The 13251-nt window shown below is 63.3% G+C and carries 12 protein-coding genes; all 12 read left to right on the top strand.

Translation table 11 applies throughout. The features are described 5' to 3' along the window. Positions 1 to 108 precede the first annotated feature (108 nt). The gene (locus N0D28_RS10705; protein ID WP_260559509.1) at positions 109 to 2169 is read left to right on the top strand and encodes a M3 family metallopeptidase; all 2061 of its coding nucleotides are present in this window, start codon (positions 109 to 111) and stop codon (positions 2167 to 2169) included. 67 nt (positions 2170 to 2236) lie between these two features. Beyond that, positions 2237 to 3394: an ATP-binding protein gene (locus tag N0D28_RS10700; RefSeq protein WP_260559508.1), complete on the top strand. Its 1158-nt coding sequence runs from the start codon at positions 2237 to 2239 to the stop codon at positions 3392 to 3394. 409 nt (positions 3395 to 3803) lie between these two features. Further along, entirely contained in the window at positions 3804 to 4130 is a 327-nt protein-coding gene (locus N0D28_RS10695; protein ID WP_312846444.1) for an NADH-quinone oxidoreductase subunit A, read from the top strand. A 66-nt stretch (positions 4131 to 4196) separates the two neighbouring features. After that, a complete protein-coding gene (locus N0D28_RS10690; RefSeq protein ID WP_109826622.1) occupies positions 4197 to 4733 on the top strand; it encodes a NuoB/complex I 20 kDa subunit family protein in 537 nt (178 codons plus the stop codon). Continuing rightward, the gene (locus N0D28_RS10685; protein ID WP_312846404.1) at positions 4721 to 5401 is read left to right on the top strand and encodes an NADH-quinone oxidoreductase subunit C; all 681 of its coding nucleotides are present in this window, start codon (positions 4721 to 4723) and stop codon (positions 5399 to 5401) included. The genes N0D28_RS10690 and N0D28_RS10685 overlap by 13 nt, the downstream gene beginning before the upstream one ends. 193 nt (positions 5402 to 5594) lie before the next feature. Beyond that, positions 5595 to 6764, top strand: coding sequence for an NADH dehydrogenase (quinone) subunit D (nuoD, locus tag N0D28_RS10680; RefSeq protein ID WP_260561880.1), 1170 nt, complete (start codon positions 5595 to 5597; stop codon positions 6762 to 6764). Then, entirely contained in the window at positions 6761 to 7252 is a 492-nt protein-coding gene (locus N0D28_RS10675) for a DinB family protein (protein WP_260559506.1), read from the top strand. The genes nuoD and N0D28_RS10675 overlap by 4 nt, the downstream gene beginning before the upstream one ends. Position 7253: 1 nt before the next feature. Beyond that, positions 7254 to 7904 (top strand): NADH-quinone oxidoreductase subunit NuoE, encoded by a 651-nt coding sequence (gene nuoE, locus N0D28_RS10670; RefSeq protein WP_260559505.1) that lies wholly within the window; start codon positions 7254 to 7256, stop codon positions 7902 to 7904. Continuing rightward, complete coding sequence (gene nuoF, locus N0D28_RS10665) at positions 7901 to 9235, top strand: NADH-quinone oxidoreductase subunit NuoF (protein WP_260559504.1); 1335 nt, start codon at positions 7901 to 7903, stop codon at positions 9233 to 9235. The genes nuoE and nuoF overlap by 4 nt, the downstream gene beginning before the upstream one ends. Before the next feature lie 46 nt (positions 9236 to 9281). Next, positions 9282 to 11441 carry an NADH-quinone oxidoreductase subunit NuoG gene (gene nuoG, locus N0D28_RS10660; RefSeq protein ID WP_260559503.1) on the top strand — a complete coding sequence of 720 codons (2160 nt, stop codon included), beginning with the start codon at positions 9282 to 9284 and terminating at the stop codon, positions 11439 to 11441. Continuing rightward, positions 11441 to 12622, top strand: a complete 1182-nt coding sequence (nuoH, locus tag N0D28_RS10655; protein ID WP_260559502.1) for an NADH-quinone oxidoreductase subunit NuoH — start codon at positions 11441 to 11443, stop codon at positions 12620 to 12622. Before nuoG ends, nuoH begins: the two co-directional genes overlap by 1 nt. 56 nt (positions 12623 to 12678) lie before the next feature. Next, positions 12679 to 13218 (top strand): NADH-quinone oxidoreductase subunit NuoI, encoded by a 540-nt coding sequence (gene nuoI, locus N0D28_RS10650; RefSeq protein ID WP_260559501.1) that lies wholly within the window; start codon positions 12679 to 12681, stop codon positions 13216 to 13218. The last annotated feature ends 33 nt before the right edge of the window (positions 13219 to 13251 follow it).

Below are 13251 nucleotides of genomic sequence, written 5' to 3'. Positions count from 1 at the left end.
CCACTTCGCCTGCCGAATGGTCAGCTGCCTTCTAAGCCATCTGGCCTAGGCTGCGTCTTGAAGCACTTTTCACGGTCCTTCTCACTTTGGGTTTTTATACTTTCAGGCATGACCCAGACCGTTTCCGACCCCGTGACCAGCGGCAACCCTCTACTCAATTTGGGCTTCAAAATTCCCTTCGACCAGATTAAGCCGGAGCATGCCGAGAGCGCCGTGGACGCGCTGATCAAAAAAGGCCGCGCCGATCTGGACGTGCTGGCCCAGGCTCCCGAGCGCCAGTTCGAGGGCTTCTTGCAGGAGCTGGATATTCTCGGCCAGCAACTCGCGGCGGTGCAGACGGTCGTGGGGCACCTCAACGCGGTGGTGTCGAGTGACGCATGGCGGGCTGCCAACGAGGCCATCTTGCCCAAGGTCAGCACCTTCTTCACCGAGCTGGGGCTGCACCCCGGCCTCTGGGCGGCGCTCAAGAGCTTTCAAAAGACTGAAGCAGCGGCCACCCTCAGCCCCGAGTGGACCCGCTTCCTGACCCTGACGGTGGACGAGTTCCGGCGCGGCGGCGCAGACCTCGACGACGCGGGCAAGGCCCGGCTCACCGAGATCAACGTCAAGCTGGCCGAGCTGACCAACAAGTTCGGCAAGAATGTGATGGACGGCATCAAGGCCTACGAGCTGTACGTGAGTACCGAGCGGCTCTCGGGTGTGCCGCCGCGCCTGATCGGGGCCACTGCCGCCGACGCCGAGGCGCACGGGCATGCGGGCGAGCACCGTCTGACCCTGCACGGCCCGGTGCTGGGACCGGTCCTGACCTATGCCGACGACCGTTTGCTGCGCGAGGAACTCAGCCGCGCCAACAACCTGGTCGGCATTGGCGAGGGCTGTGACAACCGTGAGCTGCTGCCCGAGATTCTGCGCCTGCGCCGCGAGCGGGCCGCGCTGCTGGGGTTCGCCACCTTTGCCGATCTGGTGACCGTGGACCGGATGTCGGGCAGTGCCGGGGCAGCTTTAAGCTTCGAGCGCGACCTGGAAGCCCGCACCCGGCCCTTCTTCGAGCGGGAGAATCAGGAGTTGCTGGAGTTTTACCGCCAGCAGTCGGGTGAGGCTGCCCCCGATCTGGCTCCCTGGGACATCTCGTACTGGGCCGAGAAGCTGCGCCAGGAGCGCTACGACTTCGATGAGGAGGCCCTGCGCCCTTACTTCCCGATGGCCCAGGTCATGGCTGGCTTGTTCGAGATCACCCACCGGGTCTTCGGCATCACAGTAAAGGAGGCGCAGGCCCCCGGCTGGCATCCGGAAGTCAGGTATTACGACATCCAGAACGAGGCGGGCGAACACGTCGCCAGCTTCTACACCGACTGGTTTCCGCGCGACAGCAAGCGTGGCGGTGCGTGGATGAATGGCCTCTATACCGGCGGCCCCCGTGAGGACGGCTTCGCCCCGCACCTGGGCCTGATGTGCGGCAATCTCAACCCACCCTCGGGTGAGACTCCCTCTCTGCTGTCGGTGGGCGAGGTTGAGACGGTCTTTCACGAGTTCGGCCACCTGTTGCACCACGCCCTCTCGCGGGTGCTGGTGCAGTCGCTCAGCGGCACGCGGGTCGCCTGGGACTTCGTGGAGTTGCCCTCGCAGATCATGGAGAACTGGATCTGGACACCCGAGGGCCTGGCGCTGATCGCCCGCCATTACCAGACCGGTGAGACCCTGCCGGATGACCTCTACCAGAAGATGCTGGCCGCCCGCAACTTCCGCGCCGCTGCCACTGCCATGCGCCAGTACAGCTTCGGTACGGTGGATCTGTCGCTGCACGCCGAGTACGTCGAGACCGACGGCGACGTGCTGGCCTACGCCCGCAACGTGATCAGCCGCTACTCGCCGGTGCCGCCGCTGCCGGACAATGCCTTCATTGCCCAGTTTGGACACCTGTTCTCCAGCCCGGTGGGTTATGCGGGCGGTTACTACAGTTACAAATGGGCCGAGGTGCTCGACGCCGACGCTTTTTCCCGCTTCGAGGATGGGGGCGTCTTCAACCGTCAGACTGGGCGCGAATTCGTGGACCGGCTGCTCTCACGCGGAGGCTCGGTGGACGCGGGGCAGCTCTACCGTGACTTCATGGGCCGAAATCCCGATCCCGAGGCGCTGCTGCGCCGAAGCGGGCTGAGCGCGCCGCGCTGATCGCCATTCCTGAAGTGTTTGTCCCTGTTACTCTCTGCTCTCCGGGGAGCCGCTATGATGTGCGGCGATGGCGAATTCCGTGAAGCCAACTGTGCTGGTCGCGGCCTCCAACTCAGCGCGGGCAGTGGCCCTGGCCGGTTGCCTGCCGCAGGTGGACGTGGTGTATTGCCGCGACGGCGAGACGCTGCTGCGTGAATCGCGCCAGCAGGTGCCGGACGCGGTGGTGCTGTATACCGATCTGAGCGCCGCTGTGCCGCTGGGTGAACTGCTGAGTATTCTGCGGGGCCGTGAAGACCTCGGGACGACCCATTTTCTGGCGGTAGGCACCCAGGGTCTGGGCGCGCTGCTGAGTGCTGGGGCCGACGCCCTGATGAGCGACAGCACTGCGCCCGAAGCGCTGGCCCACCTGATCGGCACCCTGCTGGGCCGTGCCCGGCAGCAGCGCGAGCTTCAGGATAAGAACGCCGTGTTGCTCAAGAAGCTGGACAACTGGGAGCACGAGGAGCGGGTGCGCGACCAGCTGGTCCACATGCTGGTCCACGACCTCAAGAACCCCATCGCGGCGGTGCTGGGCCTGATGGAGATCGTCGAGGAAGATGAGCGCCTGCCCAAAGACCTGATCGAACTCGTTCGCCTGTCGCGCGAGGAAACCCAGCACCTGCTTCACCTGTCGGTCAATATGCTCGACGTACGAAAGATTCAGGCCGGAAAGATGAACCTGGACTTCGAGCTGATGTTCTCGCCGATGTTCCGCGAAGTCCTCGAACTGGCCCAGGGCGACGTGGGTGCAGGTTTGAGTGACCGCAAGCTCAACGTCGAGGTCGCGCCCAATCTGTCTCCGGCACGCGCCGACCCGGCCATCCTGCGCCGCATCTTCGCCAACCTGCTCAGCAACGCCATGAAACACACCAAAGCGGGCGGCCAGATCGACGTCAGCGTGCGCCAGGTCAATGACGACCTTCAGTTCAGCATGAGTGACGACGGCGAGGGCATCCCGGCAGACGACATTCCTAACCTGTTCGCCGCTTTCGAGCAGTCGCGCCTGACCTTGCATGGCCGCTTCGACACTGGCATGGGCCTGGCCTTTTGCAAGCTGGCCATTGAGGGCCACGGTGGGCGCATCTGGGTGGAGTCGGTGCGCGGTCACGGCTCGACGTTTACCTTTCTGCTGCCGCTGGCCCGCGACGAAGAAGATGACGATGATTTCGCCGAACTGGTGAGCTGAGTCGGTTGCTGATAAGGCCGCGTCCGGTGCTGGTGTGCTGGGCGCGCTTTCGTCGTACCGCTGGACGTTTGTTCAGATTGAACCGTGCTTGGGGCCAGTTTCCACAACGGCTTCGGGAGTGCAGATCAGCACCGGCCCGCCCGTCTCGCCCACACTGCCCGATGTCTGGCCCGGCGTCACCCTTTTTTCCGCTGTGCGTGGTAAAACTAAGGGTGTAAGCACAACTGTTTCGGCAACTCTTCGCTGCTGCTTCCCGGTGTTCTCCGCTCGCCCTACCCAACCATCCGTATTCGCCTTGTGTTTTCAGCTCGTGAAAAACGGCACAAGTTAGGGTGGGGCGGATGAGACTGGGTGGACGTGGTCAGCCAGGAGAAGGAGGACTATGAGTGAATTCGCGCACCTGATTGTAATGCTGCTGATCGCAGGCGGCATTGGCGTGCTGGCAGTGATAGTCAGCATTCTGCTGGGGCCAAAGAAACCAAGCGCCAGCAAGCTGATGCCCTACGAGAGCGGCAACGACCCCGAAGGCACGGGCCGCGAGCGCTTCCCGGTGCATTTTTACCTCGTCGCCATGCTGTTTATCGTCTTCGATATCGAGACGGCTTTTTTCTATCCGCTGGCGGTGGCTTACCAGAAAGTTGGCGCGTTTGCCTTCTGGGAAATGGTGACCTTCGTGATTCTGGTGCTGGTGGGCTACTTCTATATCCTCAAAAAAGGGGTGCTCGAATGGAATTGAACGCCTTCTCTTTCCCTATGCCCCGTACCCTAGATCCCGTATCTCGTCCTTCCGCAGGAGGAAATGATGCCCCTTAAAGAACTCTTTGAACGCGACTGGCAGGAACTGGAATCGGAAGGCATTCTCTTCTCCAGCCTGGAGAAACTGGTGGCCTGGGGGCGCAGCAACTCGCTGTGGCCCGCCACCTTTGGCCTGGCCTGCTGCGCCATCGAGATGATGAGCGCCACTGATGGGCGCAACGATCTGGCCCGCTTCGGCTCGGAGGTGTTTCGCGCCTCGCCGCGCCAGGCCGACGTGATGATCGTGGCCGGACGCCTCAGCAAGAAGATGGCTCCGATCATGCGCCGCGTCTACGACCAGATGCCGGACCCCAAATGGGTCATCAGTATGGGGGCCTGCGCGAGTTCGGGCGGCATGTTCAACAACTACGCCATCGTGCAAAACGTGGACAGCGTGGTGCCGGTGGACATCTTCGTGCCGGGCTGCCCACCCAGGCCCGAGGCCCTCATCTTCGCGGTGATGCAGCTTCAGAAAAAAGTGCGCGGCGAGGCCTTTGATCAGCTCGGCAACCAACTGCCGATGGTGGACGCATGGACGCGTTAGGCGGCAAGGATAAGGCCGTGTTCACGGTGGGAACCGGTGAAGTCGAGAACAAGGTCGAGATGCCGACCCCGCAGCCGCTGGACCGGCTCGGGCAGCTCATTGAGTCCCTGGGCCTGAAGGCCGAGGACGCTGCCGAGCCGACGGCGGTCATCGTTGTCGGTGACTTGGAGACCGTCGCCGGGCGGCTCAAGGCGGAGGGCTTCATGCTGATGGACATCGTCGGCGTGGATTACGGCGCGTATGTGCAGCCGCGTCCGCAGCGCTTCAGCGTGCTGTACAACGTCTACCATCCCTATGACCACCGCCGCCTGTTCCTGCGGGTCTGGCTCAGAGACGGCGAGTCGCTGCCGAGCCTGTTTCCGGTATGGAAGTCGGCCAACTACCTGGAGCGCGAGGTCTACGACCTGATGGGTGTGGTGTTTGATGGCCACCCCGATCTGCGCAAAGTCCTGACGCCCGACGACCTGGAAGGCCATCCGCTCCGTAAGGATTTCCCGATAGAGGAGACCCCCACCCTGTTTCGCGATGGGCGTTTCCTCGACCCCGCTGCCTTCCGGGCGGGCATGACCGGTCAGAGCGCCGGGCTGACCGGCTGGCGCGGCAGCCTGCGCAAGGGCGGTACGGGTGAGATGGAGCCGCCGGTAATGCCGGAGGGGGGGCCGAAATGAAGCATTTGGAGCAAGGCGGCGCACTGGTCGGGGGTATTCGTTGCTGGACTGAGGTGACATCATGAGTCTCAAAGACCGTCCGCCCGTGGACAAACAGAGCGGCACCCTGCCGAGAAGCGAGATGCAGCCCGACCATCAGGAGAGCACCCGTCCGGAACGGGTCGGGTCGCTGACGGCGCAGCAAGGCTCGCTGATGCACACCGAGATCATGAGTCTCAATGTGGGGCCGCAGCACCCCAGCACGCACGGTGTGTTGCGGCTGGTGGTGGACATGGACGGCGAGTACGTCATCAAGGTGACGCCGCACATGGGCTACCTGCACACCGGCTTCGAGAAGACCTTCGAGCACCGCACCTACCAGCAGGGCGTGACCTACGCGCCGCGTACCGATTACCTGCACTCCTTTGGACATGAGCTGGCCTACGTGCTGGGCGTGGAAAAATTGATGCAGGCCGAGGTGCCCGAGCGGGCCACCACCGTGCGCGTTATTTTGCACGAGCTGGGGCGCATCCACTCGCATCTGGTCTTCTTGGGCACGGCCTTGATGGACCTGGGCGCGATTACGCTGTTCTTCTACTGCTTCCGCGAGAAGGAAGCGGTGCAAGACCTCTTCGAGGAAGTCTGCGGCTACCGCATGAACCAGGGCTACTTCCGGGTGGGCGGGTTGTCGCGTGACATTCCCGACGGCTGGACGGACAACGTTCAAAAGTTCGTGGATACTTTCGACAAGCATGTGGACGAGTACGCCAGTATGTTCGCCACCAATCCGATTTTTCTGGATAGGGCGGTGGGCGTGGGCGTCATCCCGGCAGACGTGGCCATCGACCTGGGCCTGACCGGGCCGAATCTGCGGGCCTCGGGCGTGCCGCTGGACCACCGCAAGGCCAATCCGTACTGCGGCTTTGAGACGTATGACTTCAATGTGCCAGTCAGCCAGGCCGGGGACTCGCAGGCCCGCTTCGTGCTGCGGCTCGACGAGCTGCGCGAGAGTGCCAAGATCGTGCGGCAGGCGCTCAAGCGGCTCAAGCCGGGGCCGGTCAAGGACCCCAACCGCAAGATCAGTCTGCCGCCGCGTCAGGAACTGGAAACCAGCATGGAAGCGGTGATTCACCATTTCAAACTGGTCACCGAGGGCTTCCACCCGCCGATTGGCGAGGTCTATGTGCCCGTTGAGACCGCGCGCGGCGAGGTCGGTTACTACATCATCTCCGACGGCGGCTCCATGCCGTACCGGGTCAAGATTCGGGCTCCGAGTTTCGTCAACCTTCAGGCCCTGGAATATGCCTGCGTGGGTGGGCAATTTGCCGACCTGATTACTGTGCTGGCGACGATTGATCCGGTGCTGGGAGACGTGGATCGGTGAGTGTACCTGAACTGATTCTGGAATCCTTCCGGCGTAACGCCAGGGTCAATACTGCCGTGCTGGACCACCTCTCCGACGCCGATCTGAACATCTCCTACGGGCAGGGCGGCATGAGCGTCGCTGCGCAACTGGCACACATGGCGGGCTTCCGCAAGGACTGGCTAAGTGAAATCTCACCTGCCCACGCCGACGCGATTGACTTCGAGCTGGGGCCGAACAATACGCTGGTCACCCGTGATCTCGCCGAACTGCGCCGGGCCTTCACCGAGAGTGACGCCGCTGTGCTGGCCGCTGTAGAGGCTGCGCTCAGCGAACACCGGGCGTTTGTGGGCCAGTACGAGAGCCATCCGGTTCACTTTTTGCAGCACACCCTCGTTCACGACGCCCACCACCGGGGCCAGCTCATGACGCTGCTGAGGCAGGGCGGGCACAGCGCCGAGCAGATGGCCGCGCTGGAAAGGGCCACCTGGCCGATCTGGAGAGAATGACGTGACCCAAATTGACCGCAACTACTTTGACGACAAGCCCGAACTGGTGGCCGACATTTTCAGCCGCTACCCCGACTCACCGCAGGGCAAGCGCTCGGCGTTGATGCCGCTGCTGCGCGAGGTGCAGGACGCCGAGGGCTTCATCCACGAATCAAGGATGAACGAAGTCGCCGTGCTGATCGGCACCACCGCCACCGAAGTCCGCAGCGTCATGAGCTTTTATTCCACCTACCACACCCTCCCCACTGGCAAGTACCACCTTCAGGTCTGCTCCACGCTGATGTGTGCCCTGGCCGGAAGTGACGAACTGTGGGACTATCTCGTCGAGACGCTGGATGTGCAGCCGGGCGAGGTCACGCCGGGCGGAATGTTCAGTGTGCAGAAGGTGGAGTGCCTGGGCAGTTGCGGCACTGCGCCTGTGATTCAGCTCAACGATGAAGGCTACTACGAGGAGATCAGCCGCGCCCGCTGCGACACGCTGATCGCCGCTATGCGGGCGGGCCAGCCCCTCGCGCCCGACCATCATCCGGTGCCAGTGATGGTGTCCGGAGACGGGCATCAATACCTCTCTAGCGGCGAGTCGGCGGGCGGCAGCACCGATGTTCTCTACCCGCTGACCACTCAAGCACCGTCGAACGGGAACCCATCATGACCATCGCTCCCCCCAGGCCGATCATCAGCGCCAAGGACCCACGTTTTGCGCCCACCCTGTATGCCAACGTCGGGCAACTGGAAAGCTGGACACTCAGTACCTACCTGCGCTCCGGCGGCTACCAGGCAGTGCAGCGGGCCTTTGCCATCGGCAACGACGCGGTCATTGATGAGGTTAAGAAATCTGGCCTGCGTGGACGCGGCGGGGCTGGGTTTGCCACCGGCCTCAAGTGGTCGTTCATGCCGCTCAACGATGGCAAGCCGCACCTGATTCTGTGCAATGCCGACGAGTCGGAACCCGGCACCTTCAAAGACCGATATTTGATGTCCGAAGACCCCCACCAACTGATTGAAGGCATGATCATCGGCGGTTTCGCCATGCGGGCCAGCCTCGGCTATATCTATATCCGGGGCGAGTACGTGCTGGCCGCCGAGCGCATCTGGGCCGCCATTCACGAAGCGCGGGCGCAGGGCTTTCTCGGCAAAAATATTCTGGGCAGCGGCTTTGACTTTGATCTTCAAGTTCATACAGGCGCGGGCGCATACATCTGCGGCGAGGAAACCGCGCTGATGAATAGTCTGGAAGGATTGCGGGCCAATCCGCGCCTCAAGCCGCCGTTCCCCGCCGCTTCGGGCCTCTACGGACTGCCCACCACCATCAACAACGTGGAGACCTTCTGCGCCGCCACCCAGATTCTGAAATACGGCTGGGAGTGGCACGCGGGCATGGGCACCGAGAAATCCAAGGGCACCAAGCTCTTTCAGATTTCCGGTCCCGTGGCCCGGCCCGGCATCTACGAATTGCCGCTGGGAACGCCCTTCCGTGAGCTGATCTACGACTGGGCAGGCGGCCCCACCGAAGCGATCAAGGCCATCATTCCTGGCGGCGTGAGCTGCAATATGCTGCCCTGGACCGAGGCCATTCTGGATACTGGGATGGACTACGAGGCGCTGGCCGCCGCTGGCAGTTCGCTGGGTACTGGGGGCGTCACACTGATTCCGAAGGCCGACTGCATCGTGGACGCGACCTGGAACATCGTGCGCTTCTACGCCCACGAATCCTGCGGCAAGTGCACGCCCTGCCGCGAGGGCATCGGCAGTTGGATGGTCCGCATGTACGAAAAACAGGTGCGCGGTCAGGGTCAGCCCGGTGACGTGCAACTGATTCTGGACATGTGCGACAACATCGGCGGGCGCTCGTTCTGCGCGCTGGCTGACGCCTGTCTGAGTTCGGTCATGAGCAGCATCAAGCTCTTCCGCGACGAGTATGACGCGCTGGCCAACACCGGCAAGCCGATTTATCCGGCCCGCAAAAGGTGGCGGCAAGCGTGAGGAGCAACCAGAACAGCTTCACCACACCCGCCGCCGGAGGCACCCCATGAAAGTCACCGTTGACGGCCACTCCTTAGACCTCCCCGCTGGAACCTCCGCCATTGACGCGGTGTTTCAGGCGGGCAAGGACGTGCCGTATTTCTGCGCCCATCCTTACCTCTCACCTGTCGGCGCGTGCCGGATGTGCCTGATCGAGTCCGGCAGCCCGCGCAAGAACCCGGACGGCAGCTTCATCATGGAAGGTGAGGGCGACGCGGCCACCCCCAAAATCTTCTGGTTCCCCAAGCCGATGGCTGCCTGCACCATGATGGCCACCGAGGGCATGCAGATCAAAACTGCCGCCACGTCCGAAGTGGTCGCCAAGTCGCAGGCGGGCATGATGGAGTTCACGCTGCTCAATCACCCGCTGGATTGTCCGACGTGCGACAAGGGCGGGGCCTGTGAATTGCAAGACCGTGCCTTTGAATACGGCTACGGCGCGTCCCGCTTCGGCTTTGATCGACGCCACGCCGAGAAGCACTATCCCTTGTCCGATTACGTGATTCTTGATCAGGAACGCTGCATTCACTGCAAGCGCTGCGTTCGTTACTTCGAGGAAGTCCCTGGCCAGGAAGTTCTGGACTTCATTGAGCGCAGCAGCTATACCTTTATTGATACGGCGGAGGGCGGCCTGCCCCTCGGCTTTCAGGGCAACATCACCGATATCTGCCCGGTGGGAGCGCTCCTCGACAACGTGGCCCGCTTCCGGGGCCGCAACTGGGAATACGACCACACCCACACCACCTGCACGCTGTGCCCGGTGGGCTGCTCCATCACGGTGGACGCCCGCAACGGCAGCCTGGAGCGCATCGTGGCCGGTGAAAACCGCGAGGTCAACGAGGCCTGGATCTGCGACGCGGGCCGCTTCGGGCACGTTTTTGCCTCCGAGAACCGTCTGACCACGCCGATGATTCGCAACGAAGACGGCCAACTCGTGACCGCCACCTGGGATCAGGCGGTGGACGCCATTCGTGCTGGGATGGCTGGCCTGGACGCCTACGACCTCGCCGTCTTTCTCAATGCCGATTCCACCCTGGAAGAGGGCATTGCCGCCGAGGCCTTCGCGGGCCTGGCTGGACTGGCGAGCGTGGATCACTGGCCGCGCCAGCCGGGCTACGGGGCCGATACGCCGACCCTGACCGAAGTCGCGCAGTCGGACGGCGTGGTGGTGCTGGGTGCCGATCTGGGCGAGGAAGCGCCGATTCTGGAACTCCGCATTCTGGAAATGTTGCGCGGCGGCATTCTGCCCGCTGAATTTCATCACGGCACCGCGATTGCCGATCTCAGATTGGTGGAGCGCCCCGCCCGCAAGCGCGAGAAGCTGGCGGTCATCTCCAGCAAACCCAGCCGTCTCAGCGAGCAGGCCGGGTTTTCAGCCCAGCTGGACGCCGCCACCGCCTTGGCCGGACTGACGGGCAGCTCAGATAACGCCGCTGTCAAAGCTGCCGCTGACCTGCTGAACAAGGCCGAGCGCCCGGTCCTGATTCTGGGAGCGGAAGCTCTGGCGAGTCTCAGCGGCGCGGCCCGCAGCGCCCTGCAAACCCTCACCCAGCGCACCAAAACGAAGGTGCTGGCCTTGCCTGCTGGAGCCAACGCGCGTGGACTGGCCTCGCTGAATCTGGTGCCGCGTTCGGGTGGCCTGCGCTACGACCAGCTCTCACAGGCGCGGGTGGCACTGGTCAGCCGCCTTGATCCGATTGCTGAAGGACAGACCCGCCCACGCTTCCTTATTGCCCACGACACCCACCTGACCGCCACCGCGCAGCAGGCCGACGTGGTGCTGCCCGCCGTCACCAACTACGAGAAGCGCGGCACGACGGTCAATCTGGAAGGCCGCCTGCTGCCGCTGCGTCCGGCGGCCCTGAAGAACGGCGAGGCTGCCGACCTGATCCGCGCTCTGGGCATCGTGGCCGAGGCGCTGGACGTGAAGCTCGGCATTCGCGGTGTTCGCAGCGCCCAGACCCTGCTCAGCGAGCGGCTGGGCGTGAACGTGGCCGAGTTGCCCATTCATGGCCTGATCGCCCCGTTGGGCATGCGCTACGACGCCCCCGCCGCTCCGTACACCCCGCAACTCTGGAAGGAAGGCATGAAACGCAGCGACCCTGTCTACAGCGCCGGAATGATTGAACTGCCGATGGCCTCCCCGTTTGTGGCGGGTGACGACTGATGCCCGACACTGCCTGGTGGCTCGATCTGCTGTGGACGGTGGTGAAGGGCGTGCTGGTGGCCCTGGCCCTGCTGACCACCTTCGCCTACATGACCCTGGTCGAGCGCCGACTGCTGGCCCGCATGCAGATTCGCTGGGGTCCCAACCGCGTCGGGCCGCTGGGCCTGCTGCAACCGCTGGCTGACGCCATCAAGAGCATCTTCAAGGAAGACTTGCGCATCACCAAGGCCGATCAGATGGTCTACACCCTCGCGCCGCTGATCGCCATCACCTGCGCCCTGACCGCCTTCGGGGGCATTCCGGCTGGTCCCGCCGGGAGTTTCTTCGGCCTCGATCCCTGGGTCTATAGCCTGGACGTGGGCGTGATCGGTCTGCTGGCGATCACCAGCATGGGCGTCTACGGCATCTTTCTGGGTGGCTGGGCTTCGGGGTCCAAGTACCCGCTGCTGGGCGGCCTCCGCAGCGCGGCGCAGATCATCTCCTACGAACTTGGCATGGGCCTGAGCATCCTCGGCCTGCTGATGCTGGTGGGCAGCGCCTCGTTTCAGTCTATTGTCGGCTGGCAGGCCACCAACGGCTGGCTGATCGTCTTCCAGATCTTCGCCTTCGCCACCTTTCTGGTCAGCAGCTTTGCCGAGGTCAACCGCACCCCCTTCGACCTTCCCGAAGCCGAGCAGGAACTGGTGGCAGGCTACCTGACCGAGTACTCGGCGATCAAATGGGCGCTCTTTCAGATGGCCGAGTACGTCAACATGATCACGGCCTCAGCACTGATGAGTACCCTCTTTTTCGGCGGCTACAAGGGGCCGGTCTTTCTGGAAGGGATCATCCCCGGCATTTCCAACTGGCCGTTCATCTGGCTGATTCTCAAGATCGCCTTCTTCCTGTTTCTGTTCATCTGGGTGCGGGCCACCCTGCCCCGGCTGCGCTACGACCAACTGATGCGCTTCGGCTGGAAGCTGATCTTCCCTCTGGCGCTGACCAACACCATCATCACCGGCTTTTACCTGACGTACTTCCGGGGTGCGGGCCTGTGGCCGCTGGCGATTCTGGGGGTCATCGGTCTGGTGCTGCTGGTTATGCTGAGTGACCGCGCCCGCCGCCTCTGGAACACGCCCACGCACAGGCCAGAAGCGGAGAATCCGACGGCACCCCGACCCCGGATCGCGGGGGGGGACTGAATGCCCTGCATCGACTGCTCGACGATCAACGCTCAAATCCCCACCGGAGGTTCCCAATGGGCGTTCTAGAACTCGCCAAAGGCATGGGCGTCACGCTCGGCAAGCTGTTTACCAAGCCCGTTACCGTCAGTTACCCGGAGCAGCGGGCCTCCATCAAGCCGCGCTTCCGGGGGCGGCACGTCCTGACCCGTCATCCCGGCACTGGCCTGGAGAAGTGTATCGGCTGCTCACTGTGCGCCGCCGCCTGCCCTTCTTACGCCATCTACGTGGAGGCCGCCGAGAACGATCCGGCCCATCCGACCTCACCCGGCGAGCGCTACGCCAGCGTCTACGAGATCAACATGCTCAGGTGCATCTTCTGCGGGATGTGCGAGGAGGCTTGCCCGACCGGCGCGGTGGTCATGGGCAACGAATTCGAGATGGCCGATTACCGCTACCGCGACTTCGTGTACGCCAAGGAAGACATGCTGGTGGGCGTGGACGGCTCCATTCCGCAGCGCCGCGAAGCTGCACAAAAAAACCAACCCGTGCGGGTGGGCTTCAAGGTGGCAGGCGGGCCGCGTGCCGAGCTGGAAGGAGTCAAGTACCCGACATGAAGAAGCTCGTGACTTGTGAATTGCGATGTGTGG

Origin of the sequence: Deinococcus rubellus (genome assembly GCF_025244745.1) — a bacterium.
Taxonomy (GTDB): Bacteria; Deinococcota; Deinococci; order Deinococcales; family Deinococcaceae; genus Deinococcus; species Deinococcus rubellus.
This window is presented reverse-complemented; position numbering and strand designations above follow the sequence as displayed.

Excerpts from the sequence above, each read along its gene's own strand:
- N0D28_RS10705 (WP_260559509.1), top strand. The coding sequence starts at position 109 with ATGACCCAGACCGTTTCCGACCCCGTGACCAGCGGCAACCCTCTACTC.
- N0D28_RS10700 (WP_260559508.1), top strand. The coding sequence starts at position 2,237 with ATGGCGAATTCCGTGAAGCCAACTGTGCTGGTCGCGGCCTCCAACTCA.
- N0D28_RS10695 (WP_312846444.1), top strand. The coding sequence starts at position 3,804 with ATGCTGCTGATCGCAGGCGGCATTGGCGTGCTGGCAGTGATAGTCAGC.
- N0D28_RS10690 (WP_109826622.1), top strand. The coding sequence starts at position 4,197 with ATGCCCCTTAAAGAACTCTTTGAACGCGACTGGCAGGAACTGGAATCG.
- N0D28_RS10685 (WP_312846404.1), top strand. The coding sequence starts at position 4,721 with ATGGACGCGTTAGGCGGCAAGGATAAGGCCGTGTTCACGGTGGGAACC.
- nuoD (WP_260561880.1), top strand. The coding sequence starts at position 5,595 with ATGCACACCGAGATCATGAGTCTCAATGTGGGGCCGCAGCACCCCAGC.
- nuoF (WP_260559504.1), top strand. The coding sequence starts at position 7,901 with ATGACCATCGCTCCCCCCAGGCCGATCATCAGCGCCAAGGACCCACGT.
- nuoG (WP_260559503.1), top strand. The coding sequence starts at position 9,282 with ATGAAAGTCACCGTTGACGGCCACTCCTTAGACCTCCCCGCTGGAACC.
- nuoH (WP_260559502.1), top strand. The coding sequence starts at position 11,441 with ATGCCCGACACTGCCTGGTGGCTCGATCTGCTGTGGACGGTGGTGAAG.
- nuoI (WP_260559501.1), top strand. The coding sequence starts at position 12,679 with ATGGGCGTTCTAGAACTCGCCAAAGGCATGGGCGTCACGCTCGGCAAG.